Below are 16,939 nucleotides of genomic sequence, written 5' to 3'. Positions count from 1 at the left end.
TGCGAAAACGGGCCAAGTAGGCTGTGAGGTGGGTGAACGCCTCCTAGTGGACCCCTGTCCTCGGCGCTCGCGAAGATGTGCCAGAGTTGCCACGTCCGCCCTGTCAGGTCGTACCGTACGGCTGCAACAGGTGGGGCCAGGTGGGGCCGCGGGAAGGGGCAGTCGGTTTTGAGCACGCACGCACCGCAGGCGGCGCAGTCCGTGACGCTGCCCACGACGCTGGACGAGGCCGTGGCGGCGCTGACCGCCGTGCCGGCCGCCGTGCCCGTCGCGGGCGGCACCGATCTGATGGCCGCCGTCAACTCCGGGCAGCTCAGGCCGACGGCACTGGTCGGCCTCGGCAGGATCAGCGAGATCCGCGGCTGGCAGTACCAGGACGGCCACGCGCTGCTCGGCGCCGGCCTCACCCACGCCCGTATGGGCCGCCCCGACTTCGCCGCCCTCATCCCGGCCCTCGCCGCCTCCGCGCGGGCCGCCGGGCCGCCGCACATCCGCAACGCGGGCACCCTGGGCGGCAACATCGCCTCCGCCGCCCCGACCGGGGACGCGCTGCCCGTGCTGGCCGCACTGGAGGCGACGCTGATCATCGCGGGCCAGGGCGGGGCCCGCCGGGAGATCCCGGTGTCGCACCTGCTGGCCGGGATGGACATGCTGCGCGCCGGTGAACTCATCGGCTACGTGCGGGTGCCGCTGCTGCACGCCCCGCAGGTCTTCCTGAAGGCCACCGGCCGCACCGGCCCCGGCCGCGCGGTCGCCTCCGTCGCCCTGGTCCTCGACCCCGCCCGGCGCGGTGTCCGCTGCGCGGTGGGCGCCATAGCGCCGATGGCGCTGCGGCCCCTGGAGGCCGAGCAGTGGGTCGCCCAGCTCATCGACTGGGACAACAACCGCGCGCTCGTGCCGGAGGCGCTGAAGGCGTTCGGGGAGTACGTCGCCGCGGCCTGCATCCCCGATCCGGTTCCCGACGAGGACGGCTCCGTCCCGTCGCTGCCGCCCGCGGTACTGCACCTGCGGCGCACCGTCGCCGCACTGGCCCGACGAGCACTGGGGAGGGCGCTGTCGTGACCGACGACCAGTACGGAGAGGGCACGTCCGGCGCGCCCCAGGGCGGCGGCAGCCGCTGGGACCCGCTGCCCCAGGGGGACTACGACGACGGCGCCACCGCCTTCGTGAAGCTCCCCGAGGGGGGCATCGACGCCCTGCTGGACTCGATGGAGAGCCCGCTCGCGGCACCCGGCCACGGCTATGTGCCGCCGTCCATCACCGTCACCCCCGCCACCACCGAGGGCACCGATCCCGCGGCCGCCGGCAGCTGGGCGGTGCCGGGCACCGGAGCGCCGGGCGCCCCCGTCGACGGCGCCCAGTGGCACGACCCGCAGGCCGGGCAGGCGGGGGAGGACCCTGGGGCCCGGGCGGCGCAGCAGCACGGCGGCCAGGACTGGTTCACGTACGGCCCCGGGGCCTCCGGGCAGTGGCACTTCGAGGACACGCCCGGCGCCGGAAACCCGGCACAGGCACCGGGTTCCGACGTGACCGGCCAGTGGTCGATCCCCGTCGCCGGCGGCGACCTCCCGGACGAGTCCGGCGAGTTCACCACCTCCGCGCTGGCCGAGCAGTGGGGCGCCACCCCGCAGGTCACCCCGCCCCCCACCCTCCCGGGCGGCGCCCCCGCGCCCTGGGCCACGCAGGCCATCGGGCAGCCGTGGGGCCCCGGAGTGCCGGGCGTGGACCCGGAGCACCCCGACTCCGCTCCCGGCCGGGAGCAGGAGCGCGAGCAGGGCCGCGAGCAGGACGGCCCGGAAACCGACTGGCGCGCGGACCACGGCCGGGGAGCCCCCGCGTACGGCCGGGAACACACCGCGGACCCCGTCCGGGAGCGGCCCGACGGGCGGCCCGCCCCGGGGCACGACGCCCCGCCCCGGTCGACCGGGGTGCCGCAGCCGGACCCCGCCGAGCCCCACTGGCGGTCCGGCACCGAGGCCTACCCGGAGGCGGCCGGCGGGCCGTCCGCCCCGGAGTTCCGCGAGCACCCGCAGCCGGGCCCGGAGGGCGCCGCACGGCCCGCAGACGGGCACGGGCAGGCTCCGGAGGCCGACGAGGCCGACGAGGCCGACGAGGCCGCCAGGGACTCCCAGCGGTCCCGGGACCCGCACGACGCCCAGGAGGGCCCGGAAGCCCCCTCGGCCGCAGCAGTACCCGAGGGCGCGAGGGACCACGCCGGGGCGGCCCCGGACGGGGACGCCGGGCCGGAACCCGCGGGCCCCGCGCCGGGCGCCGAGACGGAGACCGGCACCGAGACCGAGACCGGCCCGGAGGCACCCGACGGCACGTCACCCGGGCACGAACCGCTCCCCGGTGCCGCGCACGACGACCACCCCCTCGCCTCCTACGTGCTGCGCGTCAACGGCACCGACCGGCCCGTCACCGACGCCTGGATCGGTGAGTCGCTGCTCTACGTGCTGCGCGAGCGCCTCGGCCTCGCCGGCGCCAAGGACGGCTGCTCGCAGGGCGAGTGCGGGGCCTGCAACGTGCAGGTCGACGGCCGGCTCGTCGCGTCCTGCCTGGTCCCGGCCGTCACCGCGGCCGGCAACGAGGTCCGTACCGTCGAGGGCCTCGCCCAGGACGGCCGGCCGTCGGACGTGCAGCGCGCGCTCGCGCGGTGCGGCGCGGTCCAGTGCGGCTTCTGCGTACCGGGCATGGCGATGACCGTGCACGACCTGCTGGAGGGCAACCCGGCGCCCACCCCGCTGGAGACCCGCCAGGCCCTGTGCGGCAACCTGTGCCGCTGCTCCGGCTACCGGGGCGTGGTGGACGCCGTCCAGGAGGTCGTCGCCGAACGCGAGGAACTCGCCGCGGACGCCGAGGCCGACCAGGACGAGGACCGGGACACGGACCGGGGCCCGGGCCCGGACCGCGGCTCCGGCGGTGGGACGGGCGAGTTCCGCATCCCGCACCAGGCAGGACCGGGCGCCGGCGGCGTCGGCCCCGCCGCCTTCACGGACCCCGGACCGCATGACCGGCCCTACGGCCGGGACGGAGACCAGGCATGAGCAACGAGGCCGCCACCGTGCAGGCCGCACAGGCCGCGGAGGACGCCGCCGGGACGGAAGCGCCCCCGCGCGGGCTCGGTGTCTCCCTGCCGGCCGCCGACACCCGCGCCAAGACCGAGGGCACCTTCCCGTACGCCGCCGACCTGTGGGCCGAGGGCCTGCTGTGGGCGGCCGTGCTGCGCTCCCCGCACCCGCACGCGCGGATCGCGTCCATCGACACCACCCACGCGCGCGAGATGCCCGGCGTGCACGCCGTCGTCACCCACGAGGACGTCCCCGGCACCCCGGTGTACGAACGCGGCCGGTCCGACCGCCCGGTCTTCGCCTCCGACGTCGTACGCCACCACGGCGAGGCCATCGCCGCCGTCGCCGCCGACCACCCGGACACCGCGCGGATGGCCGCCGCCGCCGTCATCGTCGAGTACGAGGTGCTCGACCCGGTGACCGACCCCGAACAGGCCTTCGAGGCCGAGCCGCTGCACCCCGACGGCAACCTGATCCGCCACATCCCGCTGCGCCACGGCGACCCGGACGCGGCCGGTGACCTCGTCGTCGACGGCCTGTACCGCATCGGCCGCCAGGACCCCGCGCCCATCGGCGCCGAGGCCGGACTCGCCGTCCCCCGCCCGGACGGAGGCGTCGAGCTGTACCTGGCCTCCACCGACCCGCACGGCGACCGGGACGAGGCCGCCGCCGCGTTCGGCCTGGACCCCGACCGCGTGAAGATCGTCGTCACCGGGGTTCCCGGCGCGACCGCCGACCGCGAGGACCAGAGCTTCCGGCTGCCGCTCGGCCTGCTGGCGCTGAAGACCGGCTGCCCGGTCAAACTCACCGCCACGCGCGAGGAGTCCTTCCTCGGCCACGCCCACCGGCACCCCACCCTGCTGCGCTACCGTCACCACGCCGACGCCGAGGGCAGGCTGGTGAAGGTCGAGGCGCAGATCCTGCTCGACGCGGGCGCCTACGCCGACACGTCCTCGGACGCGCTGGCCGCCGCCGTCGCCTTCGCCTGCGGCCCTTACGTCGTCCCGAACGCCCTCATCGAGGGCTGGGCGGTCCGCACCAACAACCCGCCCTCCGGCCATGTGCGCGGCGAGGGCGCCCTGCAGGTGTGCGCCGCCTACGAGGCGCAGATGGACAAGCTGGCCAAGAAGCTCGGCCTGGACCCGGCCGAACTGCGCCTGCGCAACGTCATGGCGACCGGCGACGTCCTGCCCACCGGCCAGACCGTGACCTGCCCGGCCCCGGTCGCCGAACTCCTCGAGGCGGTGCGGGACCATCCGCTGCCGCCGCTGCCCAAGGACACCCCCGAGGACGAGTGGCTGCTGCCCGGCGGACCCGAGGGCGCGGGCGAACCGGGCGCGGTGCGCCGCGGGGTGGGCTACGGCCTGGGCATGGTGCACGTGCTCGGCGGCGAGGGTGCGGACGAGGTGTCCACGGCCACCGTGAAGGTCCAGGACGGGGTGGCGACGGTGCTGTGCGCGGCCGTCGAGACCGGCCAGGGCTTCACCACGCTGGCCCGGCAGATCGTCCAGGAGATCCTCGGCGTCGACGAGGTGCGGGTGGCGCCCGTGGACACCGACCAGCCCCCGGCGGGCGCGGGCAGCCGCGGCCGGCACACCTGGGTGTCGGGCGGCGCGGTGGAGCGCGCGGCGAAGATGGTCCGCACCCAGCTCCTCCAGCCCTTGGCCCACAAGTTCGGCATGTCCGCCGAACTGCTCCAGATCAGCGACGGCCGGATCACCTCGTACGACGGGGTGCTGTCGACGCCCGTCGCCGAGGAGCTGGTGGGCAAGGAGCTGTGGGCCACCGCCCAGTGCCGTCCGCACCCCACGGAGCCCCTGGACGAGTCCGGCCAGGGCGACGCCTTCGTCGGGATGTCGTTCTGCGCGATCCGCGCGGTGGTCGACGTCGACATCGAGATCGGCTCCGTACGGGTCGTGGAACTGGCCGTCGCCCAGGACGTGGGGCGGGTGCTGAACCCGGCCCAGCTGGCCGCCCGGATCGAGGCGGGCGTCACCCAGGGCGTGGGTGCCGCGCTCACCGAGAACCTGCGCACGCCGCGCGGTCTGGTCCGGCACCCCGACCTCACCGGCTACGCCCTGCCGACCGCCCTGGACGCGCCCGACATCCGGATCGTGAAGCTGGTCGAGGAGCGGGACGTGGTCGCGCCGTTCGGCGCGAAGGCGGTCAGCGCGGTGCCGGTGGTGACCTCGCCGGCGGCCATCGCCGCCGCCGTCCGCGCGGCCACCGGCCGCCCGGTCAACCGCCTGCCGATCCGTCCGCAGGCAGCGGTGGTGACCAGCGGCCGCGACCGGCTGGTCAGGTCCGCCGACTGACGTCCGCCGACCGGATCCACCTCGATTCGCGTGCGCAGGCAACGCACAGGGGGCGTTCGAGCGTCTTGTGGGGCGGGGGGCGCCCGTGTCGGTATCCGTATCCCGGCCGGTCGCCCGTTCGTCCGCTCCTGTTCCGGGGCGTTGTCAGTGGTGGCACGTAGTGTTCCCAGTGGTGGGGGACGGCTGCCGGGTGCGGAGGGCCGGGGGTCCGTCCTGCCCGGGCGGACGGTGCCGTCCGGAGCGGTGAAGCACGGGACACGGGACTGAGCACGTACGCACGGGGGAGCCATGAGCACGACCGACACCGTTGCCACGCATGCCACGGGTATCGCGGCAGCGATCGTCCTGACCGAGGACGACCTCGATCCGTTTGTCACGCACGCGTCCACGCGCCGCTGGCTGACCGGCCCCGGGCTGCCCTGCGACAGCGGCCTGTTCAGCTTCACGCAGCTGCGCGAGGACGGCGGCCTGCGCACGGTCGCCGACACGGCCGGTGACCCGGTCGAGGAGCTCTCCGCGGAGCTGCGGGACCAGCTGGTCGTCGGCCAACTGCTCGGCCCCGCCGGTCTGGAGACGGAGTCGGTCCTGCTCGACGGCGCCACCGGCGAGGTCTCGACGACGTACTTCTTCCACGACCGCCCCGACCTGATGGACCGTCGCCCGCTCGCCCCGTCGCTGCCGACCCTGGTGCGGTTCGCCGCGGCGACGGACGAACTGGCCGGGCTGCGCGGCCAGTTCGCCGCCTACGCGGACCGCTGGGGCACCAAGGCGGTGGCGGAGGCCTCGCGGCAACTGCTCGCGGTGTTCGAGGAGGGGGCGGACGGCGAGCCGGCGCCGCTGTGGCGGATGGCCGCGCTGATCCGCCCGCTGGCCCTGGTGGCCGGGCCGGGCACGGCCTCGGGGCTCGCTCTCGACCTCCCGGCCCGCCTGCTCGACCAGGAGTTCGGCCGGCGGGGTGTGGTCCGCTTCGAGGAGTTCGACTTCCCCGCGACGCTGACGCACGAGCCGACCCGCCGCTTCCTGCGCGAGACGGGCCTGCCCGAGGACGGCTTCCTGTTCCAGCTGGACACCGACCTGCCGCTGCGGACCCTCGCCGAGTACTACGGCGAGGACGGCCCCGGCGCGTTCCGGGCCGACCGCCTGCCCGCCCACGCCGACCGGCTGATCCGCCTCGGCCATCTGATCGAGGACAACAGCCTGGTCGTCGACGGTGCCACCGGCGCGGTCCTGAACTGGAGCGAGCCGGACTCGGCCCTGTACCCGCTGAACACGGACGTCTCGACCCTCGCCTTCACCCTCTGGCTGCTGCACCGCGAGCACGCCATCGACGAGGAGTCGGGCCACGCGCTGACCAGCGGGACGTACGACCAGCTGGCCATGACGATGATCCAGGTCCTGTCCGCCATCGACCCGACGGGCACCACGACCGACGCCGACTGGCACTACTGGACGGAGCTGTTCCAGGACGAGGCGGGCGGGGTGCTCTGAGAGCGCGCTCCAGGAACACCCCGCCCGTACCGGAGGCCGTGGCGGGAATCGAACCCGCGTCATTCGCTTTGCAGGCGAACCCCTGGGCCACTCGGGCACACGGCCGCGTCGGAGACGAGGTGTGGTCTTCGCCACCTCGCCGCCGCGAACTCGGTACGCCGACCGTACGGCGGGGCGGGAGCGGCGCTCAAGGTATTCCGGCGCGGCGCAACGGGACTGCCACACGCCGTTCATGAACGCCGGGACGGGCGGTCGGGGGAGTACGACCAAGGTCCCGGTGCCGGTCCGACCCCCGACAGGTGTCAAAGTGCTCCGTGGCCCTTACTCTGACGCCCATGGCCGCCCCGAACCCGCGCGACACCACTGTCGCCAAGACCTCCGACGTCCCGCCCGGGCTCACCGTCCCGCCCGGACCCACCGCCCCGCCCGGACCCGTCGTCCCCGTCGTCCCCGGCGGCGAGGGTGGCGAGGGTGGCGAGGGTGGCGAGAGCGTACTGAGCGGCCCTTACCGGGCGCTGAGCATCGGCATCGTCTCCGTGGTGCTGCTGATCGCCTTCGAGGCGACGGCGGTGGGCACGGCCATGCCGGTCGCGGCGCGCGAGCTGGACGGGGTGTCGCTGTACGCGTTCGCGTTCTCGGCGTACTTCACCACCAGCCTGTTCGCGATGGTCCTCGCCGGCCAGTGGTCGGACCGCAGCGGGCCGCTCGCACCGCTGACCACGGGCATCGCCGCCTTCGCCGCCGGGCTCCTGCTGGGCGGCACGGCGGGCGCGATGTGGCCGTTCATCCTGGGCCGGGCCGTGCAGGGCCTCGGCGGCGGCATGGTGATCGTCGCGCTGTACGTCGTCGTGAGCCGGGCCTACCCGCAGCGGCTGCGTCCGGCGATCATGGCCGCGTTCGCGGCGAGCTGGGTGGTGCCCTCGGTCGTCGGCCCCCTCGCCTCCGGAGCGGTGACCGAACACCTCGGCTGGCGGTGGGTGTTCCTCGGCATCCCGGTCCTCGTCACGCTCCCCCTCGCCCTCGCCCTCCCGCAGATACGCCGCCTGGCGTCCGGCCCGGCGGGCGACGGCACCGCCGCACCGGCCTCCTCCGGCGGTCGCCGCATCCGCCTCGCCCTCGCGATCTCCTTCGGTGCCGGGCTGCTCCAGTACGCCGCCCAGGACCTGCGCTGGCTCTCCCTGCTGCCCGGCGCGGCGGGTGTCGCGCTGCTGGTGCCCGCGGTGCTGGGCCTGCTCCCGCGCGGCACCTGCCGCGCGGCGCGCGGCCTGCCCTCGGTGGTGCTGCTGCGCGGCGTCGCCGCGGGCTCCTTCATCGCCGCCGAGTCCTTCGTCCCGCTGATGCTGGTCACCCAGCGCGGCCTCAGCCCGACCCTCGCCGGGCTCTCCCTCGCGGCGGGCGGCGTCACCTGGGCGCTGGGCTCCTGGCTCCAGTCACGGCCCCGCATCCAGCCCCACCGGGAGCGGCTGACGACCCTGGGGATGGCCCTGGTGGCCGGCGCCGTCGCGGCGGCCCCGAGCGTGCTGATCGAGTCGGTCCCCGTCTGGACCCTGGCGGTCGCCTGGGCGTTCGGCTGCCTCGGGATGGGCCTGGTGATCTCCTCCACCAGCGTGCTCCTGCTCCAGCTCTCCGCCCCCGAGGAGGCGGGCACCAACTCGGCCGCCCTCCAGATCTCCGACGGCCTCTCCAACGTCCTCCTGCTGGCCGTCGGCGGTGCCGCCTTCGCCGCCCTCGGCGGCGGCACGGTCGCCCACGGGGCCACCGAAGCCTCCGGCTCCCATCCGGCCGCCTTCGCGGCGGTGTTCCTGCCGATGGCGGCGGTGGCTCTGGCGGGGGTGTGGGTGACGACGCGGCTGCGGGCGGAAACCTCGGTGACACCGAGTGGTACCAAGTAGCACCGTGGGTGCATGTCGGACTGAAGGTGCGTTTCGCCGAGGAAGAGCTCGACGCTCTGCGTGACCGTGCTGCTGCCGAGGGGCGCAGCATGCAGGCTTTTGCGCACGACGCGGTGGTCGCAGCCGTAAACGAGCATTCACGACTGTTCGATGAGGCGTCCGAGCACGTGCTGAGCGTCAGCGCGGAGCTGAACCGGAGGCTTGCTTGACGCATTGCCTCACGTTGCCCGAGCTGCTGGACCTCGCGAAGCGGCTCGGTGAGGAGGCGGTGCGTGACTACGGCCTGTTGGATTCGGCGCCGGCACGTCCGCAGTCGAGCGTGTTCGGTCAGGACGCCTGCCCGGACGTGTGGCAGAAAGCCGCCGCGCTGATGGAATCCCTGGCCCGCAACCGTGTACTCGTCGATGGGAACAAGCGCCTCGCCTGGGACGCGACCTGGGTTTTTCTCCGCATGAACGGGAATCCGCTCGACGCGGACTTCTATGTGGACGAGGCGGAGAGGTTCGTGCTCGACGTCTGCCGGGGGAGCTGGATGTCCCCAGGACCGCGTCCCAGTTGCCGCGTTCCGCGCGCTGACTGTGACGTCGGTCCCACCCTCGAGTGCCCCAGCCCGGTCCGGGCGTTGCCCGGACCGGAGCGCGGATAGGGTGGCCCGGCCGTCCCACACAGCCGAGCCGCTCTACCCCCTCGACGGAGACCGTGACTACCACCGCCGCTTCTGCCTCGCACCACCTGTCCCCGGCCTTCCCCGGCCGTGCCTCCTGGGGCACCGCCGGCAAGTTGCGCGCCTGGCAGCAGGGGGCGATGGAGAGGTACCTCCAGACGCAGCCGCGCGACTTCCTGGCGGTCGCCACCCCCGGCGCCGGCAAGACGACCTTCGCGCTGACGCTGGCCTCCTGGCTGCTGCACCACCACGTCGTGCAGCAGGTGACCGTCGTCGCGCCCACCGAGCATCTGAAGAAACAGTGGGCCGAGGCCGCCGCGCGGATCGGGATCAAGCTGGACCCCGAGTACAGCGCGGGCCCGGTCGGCAAGGACTACCACGGCGTCGCCGTCACCTACGCCGGTGTCGGCGTGCGCCCCATGCTGCACCGCAACCGCGCCGAGCAGCGCAAGACCCTCGTCATCCTCGACGAGATCCACCACGCCGGTGACAGCAAGTCCTGGGGCGAGGCCTGCCTGGAGGCGTTCGAGCCGGCCACCCGCCGGCTCGCGCTCACCGGTACGCCGTTTCGGTCCGACACCAACCCCATCCCGTTCGTGACGTACGAGGAGGGCGACGACGGCATCCGCCGGTCGGCCGCCGACTACACCTACGGGTACGGTTCCGCGCTCGCCGACGGCGTCGTCCGGCCCGTCATCTTCCTCTCCTACAGCGGCAACATGCGCTGGCGCACCAAGGCCGGCGACGAGGTCGCGGCCCGCCTCGGCGAGCCCATGACCAAGGACGCGATCAGTCAGGCCTGGCGCACCGCGCTCGACCCGCGCGGCGACTGGATGCCGTCCGTCCTGCGCGCCGCCGACCAGCGGCTGACCGAGGTCAGGAAGTCCGTCCCGGACGCCGGTGCCCTCGTCATCGCCGCCGACCAGGACTCCGCCCGCTCCTACGCCAAGCTGATCCGCGAGATCACCGGCAGCAAGGCCACCGTCGTCCTGTCCGACGACACCGGCGCCTCGCGGCGGATCGACGACTTCAGCGGCAGCGACGACCGGTGGATGGTCGCCGTCCGCATGGTGTCCGAGGGCGTCGACGTACCGCGCCTCGCCGTCGGCGTGTACGCGACCACCATCTCCACCCCGCTGTTCTTCGCCCAGGCCGTGGGCCGTTTCGTCCGGTCGCGGCGGCGCGGCGAGACCGCCTCCGTGTTCCTGCCGACCGTGCCGGACCTGCTGGGCTTCGCGAACGAGATGGAGCGCGAGCGCGACCACGTCCTGGACAAGCCGAAGAAGGAGGGCGAGGAGGACCCGTACGCCGAGTCCGAGAAGGAGATGGACGAGGCGAACCGGGAGCAGGACGAGGACACCGGCGAGGAGATGCTGCCCTTCGAGGCGCTGGAGTCCGACGCCGTCTTCGACCGGGTCACCTACAACGGTGCCGACTTCGGCATGCAGGCCCACCCCGGCAGCGAGGAGGAGCAGGACTACCTGGGCATCCCGGGGCTCCTCGAACCCGACCAGGTGGAGCTGCTGCTGCAGAAGCGGCAGGCCCGGCAGATCGCGCACAGCCGCAAGAAGCCGGACGGCGAGGCCGACCTGCTCGAACTGCCCGCCGAGCGGCGCCCCGTGGTCTCCCACAAGGAGATGATGGAACTGCGCCGCCAGCTCAACAACATGGTCGGCGCCTACGTCCACCAGAGCGGCAAACCGCACGGCGTCATCCACACCGAACTGCGCCGCGTCTGCGGCGGACCGCCCGCCGCCGAGGCCACGCCGGGACAGCTGCGCCAGCGGATCGCCAAGGTGCAGGAGTGGGCCACCCGCATGCGGTGAGTTCCCTTCACTCCCTGCGCGTAGCGGGACAAAAGGAACCACTTCGCGATCGTCGGTGCCCGGATTCTGGACGGAGCCTTCCGCTGACCGAACCGGCTCGCTACTGTCCCGCTACGCACACGCCCCGTGGCAGCGCCGCCGCGGAGCGCAGCCGTGAAGCGACTGCGCCCGGGACACCACCGGGCCGCCGGCCGATCGGCGGCCTCTGAAGCGCGTCGCCGACGGGACTCGGTGACGCATACGCCGTGAGAGGGCCGCCGACCTGACCACGAAGGAGTGGGCGTCGTGACCGCGGAGACCTCTCAGACGCTCGACCGGGGACTGCGTGTCCTCAAACTGCTGGCCGACACGGACCACGGTCTGACCGTCACCGAGCTATCCCACAAACTGGGCGTGAACCGGACCGTTGTGTACCGGTTGCTCGCCACCCTGGAACAGCACGCGCTCATACGCCGCGACCTCGGCGGACGGGCCCGGGTCGGGCTCGGAGTGCTGCGGCTGGGCCGCCAGGTGCATCCGCTCGTACGCGAGGCCGCGATGCCGGCCCTGCGGTCGCTGGCGGAGGACATCGGCGCGACCGCGCACCTGACCCTGGTGGACGGGGCCGAAGCGCTGGCCGTCGCCGTGGTGGAACCGTCATGGACGGACTACCACGTGGCCTACCGGGCCGGGTTCCGGCATCCGCTGGAGCGGGGAGCCGCCGGCAAGGCGATCATCTCGGCCCGCCTGCAACGGCCCCACGACCCCGGATACACCCTCACCCACGGCGAACTGGAGGCCGGCGCGTGCGGAGCGGCGGCGCCGCTGCTCGGGGTCACCGGCGTCGAGGGCAGTGTCGGCGTGGTGATGCTGGCCGACGTGGTCCCCGAACGGGTCGGCCCCCGGGTCATGGACGCGGCCCGCGAGGTCGCGGAGGCACTGCGCTGACGCCGGGGCGGGGGCCCGGGGCGGGCGGCCGGGGCGGGCACGGGGCGTCGCGTTAGATTGATCCCGTGCTCTCTCGTCTCACGCGCCCCCGGGCCCTCGCCGTCTGCGCCGTTCCCGTCGTCGCCCTGCTGGCCACGGCGGTGTTCGCGCCGCTGCCGTTCTCGGTGGCGCAGCCGGGGCTGACGGCCGACGTGCTCGGCGAGAACAAGGGCACGCAGGTCATCACCATCTCCGGCGCGAAGACCCGCGAGACCACCGGCCAGCTGCGGATGACGACGATCGAGGCGACCTCTCCCGACACCCGGGTGAGCCTCCCGGACCTCCTCGGCGCCTGGTTCGGCACCGACCGGGCCGTCATGCCCCGCGACTCGGTCTACCCCAGCGGGGACGACGTCGAGGAGATCGAGCAGTACAACGAGGAGCAGATGCGCAAGTCCCAGGACGAGGCGACCCTGGCCGCGCTGGGCCACCTGGACCTGGACGGCAAGGACGTCGAGGTCGACCTGAAGCTCGCCGACGTCGGCGGCCCCAGTGCCGGCCTGCTCTTCTCCCTCGGCATCGTCGACAAGCTGAACGGCGGCGACCTCACCGGCGGCCGGACCATCGCCGGTACGGGGACGATCGACGCCGAGGGCAGGGTCGGCGCCGTGGGCGGCGTGCCGCTGAAGACGCAGGCCGCCCGGCGGGACGGCGCCACCGTCTTCCTGGTGCCCGAGGCCGAGTGCGCCGACGCGCAGGCCGAGCTCCCCGACGGCCTGCGCCTGATCCCGGTCACCACCCTCGAGGCCACCGTCGACGCCCTCGTCAACCTGGAGAAGGGCGCGGGCAAGGTCCCGAGCTGCTGACGCGGCCCACCTGCCCGGCCGGTGCCTACCCCTCCTTGACGAACCCCTCGTCCACCATCCAGTCCAGCGCCACCTGGTGGGGGTCCTCGCCGTCCACGTCCACCTTGGCGTTCAGGGTCCGCGCCACCTCGTTGTCCAGCTTCGCCGTGACCGGATCGAGGACCTCGGGGATCCTCGGCCACTCCTCCAGGGTGCCGGTGTTGACCGTCGGCGCCGCGTTGTAGTTGGGGAAGAACTTCCTGTCGTCCTCCATCACCTCCAGGTCCATGGACTTGATCCGTCCGTCGGTGGTGAAGACCTCGCCGTACGTGCAGGCGCCCTCGGCCGTCTGGGTGTAGATGATCCCGGTGTCCATCTGGGTGATGTTCCCCGCGGCGATGTTCATGCCGTACGCCTTCTCCATGCCCGGCAGCCCGTCCGCCCGGTTGGCGAACTCGCCCTCCACGCACAGGGTCACCGCCGCCGGATCGGACTTCGCCAGCGCGGCCACGTCCGACAGCGTCCGTGTGCCGTACTTCCTGAAGCCGGCCTGGTTCATGGCCAGGGCGTAGGTGTTGTTCAGCTCCGACGGCTCCAGCCAGGTCACCCCGTTCCTCCGGTCGGCCTCGCGCACCGCCTCCCACTGCTCGCGCGGGTCGGGGAGGGGCTTGCTGTTGCCCTGGTACGTGATCCACGCCGTGCCGGTGTACTCGTACCCGGCGTCCGCGTCCCCGCTCACGACCGCCTCCCGGGAGCCGACCGAGCCCTGGATGCCGGTGCGGTCGATGACCTCGGCGCCCGCCGCCTGGAAGGCGATACCCATGATCGCGCCCAGGATCAGCTGCTCGGTGAACTCCTTCGAGGTGACGGTGAGGGTCGCGCCCTCGAGCGGCTTCCCCCGCCCGATCGACCCCGGTTCCACGTCGTCGACCATGGGGGAGCCGCTGGTCAGCCCGCAGGAGGCGACCCCCGCCAGCAGCACCCCGGCGAGCAGCGGACATCCGCGCCGCCTCATCCGCCCGCCTCCAGCCCCCGCGGACGCAGCAGCAGTTCGGCCAGTGAGGCCAGCCAGTCCACCAGCAGGGCCAGGGAGACGGTGAGGACCGAGCCCAGCATCAGCACCGGCATCCGCTGGCTGGTGATCCCGGTGGTGATCAGGACGCCCAGACCGCCGCCCCCGCCGAAGGTCGCCAGGGTGGCGGTGCCGACGTTCAGGACGAGGGCCGTACGCACCCCGGCGAGGATGAGCGGGACGGCCAGGGGAAGTTCCACGCGGGTCAGCACGCCCAGCGGGGACATGCCGATGCCGCGCGCCGCCTCCAGCAGCGTCGGGTCGTTGGCCCGCAGACCCGCGATGGTGTTGGAGAGCACCGGCAGCACGGCGTAGGCGATGATGCCGATGAGGGCGGCCCGGCGGCCGATGCCCAGCCAGATCACCAGCAGCGCGAGCAGACCGATCGCGGGCGTCGCCTGGCCCGTGTTGGCGAACGCCATCGCGGCCGGGGCCGCCTTGCGCAGCGCCGGCCGGGTCAGCAGGATGCCCAGCGGAATCGCGATGACCAGCACGAAGAACGTCGAGATCACGGTCAGTCCGATGTGCTGCCGGAGTGCCTTGGTCACCTGCCCGCCGGAGAGCGCGTTCCGGGACAGCGCGTCCAGGTCGGCCTGCGTGAACCACAGCCAGGTCGCGAACAGGACGGCGATCAGCACCACGGGCAGGACCGTCAGCTTCTGCCACGTCACCGGGGAGGCGTCCGCCGCCGCGGACCCGGCCGGCCGCCTCGTCGCCCCGCCCTCGCGCCCGCCGTTGTCCGCGTCCGCGTCCGCGTCCGCGTCCGCGTCCTCGCCCTCGTCCCGGCCCTCGTCCTCGCCCTCGTCCTCGTCCCGGAAGGCGGGCCCTGCGGCCTCGTGCGCATCCGGGGGCCGGCGCCTGCCGGGCGGCCGCCGCGAAGAGGCGCTCACGCGTCCGCCTCCCCGCCCGCACCCTCCTGCTCGGCGTGCGTCCGGACGGCCCGCCGCCCCTCCAGTTCGTGCTGGGCCTCCATCGCCTCCAGCCGGTCGGCCTCCAGCAGTTCGTGCACGGAGTTCATCAGCGTCTCCACGTCGACGACGCCCTCGTACGCGCCGCGCCCCCCGGTGACCGCCACCCGCCCCGAGCTGTCGGTCAGTACCGCCTCCAGCGCGTCCCGCAGGGTCGCGTCCCGGGTCACCGTGTCGTGCACCAGGGTGCCCGCGCGGGCCAGCGAGCCCTTGGCCCGCATCAGGTCGCCGCGCCGGAGCCACTTGTAGGGGCGGCGGCGCCGGTCGAGCAGCAGGATCTCGTTGGAGCCGCTGGAGCGGAGCAGGTTGAAGATCTCCTGGAGCGGGTCGTCGACGGTCACCGTCGGATAGTCCGTGATCTCCACGTCCCCCACGCGGGTGAGGTTCAGCCGCTTCAGCGCGGCCCCGGCGCCGACGAAGCCGGACACGAAGTCGTCCGCCGGGTTGGTGAGGATCGCCTCCGGGGTGTCGAACTGGGCGATGTGCGAGCGCTCCCGCAGCACCGCGATCCGGTCGCCCAGCTTGATCGCCTCGTCGAAGTCGTGGGTGACGAAGACGATCGTCTTGTGCAGTTCGTGCTGCAGCCGGATCAGCTCGTCCTGGAGGTGGTCGCGGGTGATGGGGTCCACCGCCCCGAACGGCTCGTCCATCAGCAGCACCGGCGGATCCGCAGCCAGCGCCCGCGCCACGCCCACCCGCTGCTGCTGCCCGCCGGAGAGGCGGCGCGGATAGCGGCCGTGGAACTCGCCCGGGTCCAGACCGACCAGGTCCAGCATCTCCTCCACCCGCGCCCGCACCCGGGCCGCCGGCCAGCGCAGCATCTTCGGCACCAGCGCGATGTTCTGGGCCACCGTCATGTGCGGGAACAGCCCGCTGGACTGGATCGCGTATCCGACCTTGCGGCGCAGCTTCACGGGGTCCATGTCGGTGACGTCCTCGCCGCCGATGCGGATGCGGCCGCCGCTCGGCTCGATCAGCCGGTTGATCATCTTCAGCGTGGTCGACTTCCCGCAGCCGGACGGGCCGACGAGGATGACGGTCTCGCCCGCCCGGATCTCCATGCTGACGTTGTCGACGGCCGGCTGCCCACTGCCCGGATACCGCTTGGTGAGGGCCTCCAGCTCGATGGTGGCTCCGGTGGTTCCGGCGGGTCCGCCGGCCCCGTCGCCGGATGCGCCGGGTGCGCCGGGCGCCTTCGGAGCCGGTGACTCAGGCACGGATCCCCCTGGAGATGGTCAGCCGCCCGATCAGGACGTACGCGGCGTCGAACAGCAGCGCCAGGACGATGATCAGGAGGGTGCCCGCGAGCACCTGGTTGAGCGCGTTGCTGCTGCCCAGCGAGGCGATCCCGCGGAAGATCAGGTTGCCCAGGCCGGGACCGGAGGCGTACGCGGCGATGGCGGCGATGCCCATCAGCATCTGCGTGGAGACCCGGATGCCGGTGAGGATCGGCGGCCAGGCCAGCGGCAGCTCCACCCGCGCCAGCCGGGCCATGCGCGACATGCCGATGCCGGTGGCCGCCTCCACCAGTGCGGGGTCGACCCCGCGCAGCCCGACGATCGCGTTCCGCACGATCGGCAGCAGCCCGTACAGCGTCAGCGCGATCACCGTCGGCGGCACCCCGAGCCCCACGATCGGGATCAGCAGACCGATCATGGCCAGGGAGGGGATGGTCAGCAGGGTCGAGGTGGCGGTCGTGGCCAGGCTGCCCGCCCAGTCGCTGCGGTACGTCGCCACCCCGATCAGCACCCCGATCACGGTCGCCGCCACCATGCACTGGAAGACCACGCTCGCGTGCTGGTACGTGTCGATGAGCAGCTGCTGGTAGCGGTTGCCCAGGTACTCCCAGAAGTTCACGTCCCCTCACTCCAGCTCGGCCATGCCCGTCCGGT

At 73.6% G+C, this 16,939-nt stretch carries 13 protein-coding genes, 1 tRNA gene and 1 pseudogene; 10 read left to right on the top strand and 5 right to left on the bottom strand.

The window, feature by feature from the left end:
• Positions 1 to 168 precede the first annotated feature (168 nt).
• The 4 genes from ACFWVE_RS09215 (at position 169) to ACFWVE_RS09200 (ending at position 6,874) form a co-directional block, all read left to right on the top strand.
• Positions 169 to 1,062, top strand: coding sequence for a xanthine dehydrogenase family protein subunit M (locus ACFWVE_RS09215; protein WP_266076090.1), 894 nt, complete (start codon positions 169 to 171; stop codon positions 1,060 to 1,062).
• Complete coding sequence (locus tag ACFWVE_RS09210) at positions 1,059 to 3,047, top strand: 2Fe-2S iron-sulfur cluster-binding protein (protein WP_384009759.1); 1,989 nt, start codon at positions 1,059 to 1,061, stop codon at positions 3,045 to 3,047. Before ACFWVE_RS09215 ends, ACFWVE_RS09210 begins: the two co-directional genes overlap by 4 nt.
• Positions 3,044 to 5,386, top strand: coding sequence for a xanthine dehydrogenase family protein molybdopterin-binding subunit (locus ACFWVE_RS09205; RefSeq protein WP_384009756.1), 2,343 nt, complete (start codon positions 3,044 to 3,046; stop codon positions 5,384 to 5,386). Before ACFWVE_RS09210 ends, ACFWVE_RS09205 begins: the two co-directional genes overlap by 4 nt.
• A gap of 288 nt (positions 5,387 to 5,674) precedes the next feature.
• Positions 5,675 to 6,874, top strand: coding sequence for an SUKH-4 family immunity protein (locus tag ACFWVE_RS09200; protein ID WP_384009753.1), 1,200 nt, complete (start codon positions 5,675 to 5,677; stop codon positions 6,872 to 6,874).
• 33 nt (positions 6,875 to 6,907) lie between these two features.
• Here ACFWVE_RS09200 and ACFWVE_RS09195 read toward each other — a convergent pair.
• A tRNA-Cys gene (locus tag ACFWVE_RS09195) sits at positions 6,908 to 6,979 on the bottom strand.
• Between the two features lie 230 nt (positions 6,980 to 7,209).
• Here ACFWVE_RS09195 and ACFWVE_RS09190 point away from each other — a divergent pair.
• From ACFWVE_RS09190 to ACFWVE_RS09165, 6 genes and pseudogenes are all read left to right on the top strand, one after another.
• Entirely contained in the window at positions 7,210 to 8,766 is a 1,557-nt protein-coding gene (locus ACFWVE_RS09190) for an MFS transporter (RefSeq protein ID WP_384009750.1), read from the top strand.
• 8 nt (positions 8,767 to 8,774) lie between these two features.
• On the top strand, positions 8,775 to 8,975 hold the full coding sequence (locus ACFWVE_RS09185; RefSeq protein ID WP_384009747.1) for a hypothetical protein: 201 nt from the start codon (positions 8,775 to 8,777) through the stop codon (positions 8,973 to 8,975).
• Positions 8,972 to 9,342 (top strand): annotated as a pseudogene (locus tag ACFWVE_RS09180) (type II toxin-antitoxin system death-on-curing family toxin). Before ACFWVE_RS09185 ends, ACFWVE_RS09180 begins: the two are co-directional and overlap by 4 nt.
• Positions 9,343 to 9,465: 123 nt before the next feature.
• The gene (locus tag ACFWVE_RS09175; RefSeq protein WP_384009745.1) at positions 9,466 to 11,256 is read left to right on the top strand and encodes a DEAD/DEAH box helicase; all 1,791 of its coding nucleotides are present in this window, start codon (positions 9,466 to 9,468) and stop codon (positions 11,254 to 11,256) included.
• A gap of 285 nt (positions 11,257 to 11,541) precedes the next feature.
• Positions 11,542 to 12,183, top strand: coding sequence for an IclR family transcriptional regulator (locus ACFWVE_RS09170; protein ID WP_384009743.1), 642 nt, complete (start codon positions 11,542 to 11,544; stop codon positions 12,181 to 12,183).
• A 65-nt stretch (positions 12,184 to 12,248) separates the two neighbouring features.
• The gene (locus ACFWVE_RS09165) at positions 12,249 to 13,028 is read left to right on the top strand and encodes a PDZ domain-containing protein (RefSeq protein ID WP_384009741.1); all 780 of its coding nucleotides are present in this window, start codon (positions 12,249 to 12,251) and stop codon (positions 13,026 to 13,028) included.
• A gap of 25 nt (positions 13,029 to 13,053) precedes the next feature.
• On the opposite strand, the gene ACFWVE_RS09160 is transcribed toward ACFWVE_RS09165, so the two are convergent.
• From ACFWVE_RS09160 to ACFWVE_RS09145, 4 genes are read right to left on the bottom strand one after another with little or no spacing between them, the layout of a single operon-like run.
• Positions 13,054 to 14,022 carry a glycine betaine ABC transporter substrate-binding protein gene (locus ACFWVE_RS09160; protein WP_384009740.1) on the bottom strand — a complete coding sequence of 323 codons (969 nt, stop codon included), beginning with the start codon at positions 14,020 to 14,022 and terminating at the stop codon, positions 13,054 to 13,056.
• Positions 14,019 to 14,969: an ABC transporter permease gene (locus ACFWVE_RS09155; protein WP_384009738.1), complete on the bottom strand. Its 951-nt coding sequence runs from the start codon at positions 14,967 to 14,969 to the stop codon at positions 14,019 to 14,021. The genes ACFWVE_RS09160 and ACFWVE_RS09155 overlap by 4 nt, the downstream gene beginning before the upstream one ends.
• Complete coding sequence (locus ACFWVE_RS09150) at positions 14,966 to 16,264, bottom strand: ABC transporter ATP-binding protein (RefSeq protein WP_384009736.1); 1,299 nt, start codon at positions 16,262 to 16,264, stop codon at positions 14,966 to 14,968. Before ACFWVE_RS09150 ends, ACFWVE_RS09155 begins: the two co-directional genes overlap by 4 nt.
• Positions 16,257 to 16,904 (bottom strand): ABC transporter permease, encoded by a 648-nt coding sequence (locus ACFWVE_RS09145; protein WP_384009734.1) that lies wholly within the window; start codon positions 16,902 to 16,904, stop codon positions 16,257 to 16,259. Before ACFWVE_RS09145 ends, ACFWVE_RS09150 begins: the two co-directional genes overlap by 8 nt.
• Positions 16,905 to 16,939: the final 35 nt, after the last annotated feature.

The organism is Streptomyces sp. NPDC058632, assembly GCF_042717095.1.
Taxonomy (GTDB): Bacteria; Actinomycetota; Actinomycetes; order Streptomycetales; family Streptomycetaceae; genus Streptomyces.
The sequence above is the reverse complement of the archived record's forward strand: the minus strand, read 5'-3'. Positions and strand labels throughout refer to the sequence as shown.

Coding starts and splice junctions, on each gene's coding strand:
- ACFWVE_RS09205 (WP_384009756.1), top strand. CDS start 3,044: ATGAGCAACGAGGCCGCCACCGTGCAGGCCGCACAGGCCGCGGAGGAC.
- ACFWVE_RS09160 (WP_384009740.1), bottom strand. CDS start 14,022: ATGAGGCGGCGCGGATGTCCGCTGCTCGCCGGGGTGCTGCTGGCGGGG.
- ACFWVE_RS09200 (WP_384009753.1), top strand. CDS start 5,675: ATGAGCACGACCGACACCGTTGCCACGCATGCCACGGGTATCGCGGCA.
- ACFWVE_RS09190 (WP_384009750.1), top strand. CDS start 7,210: ATGGCCGCCCCGAACCCGCGCGACACCACTGTCGCCAAGACCTCCGAC.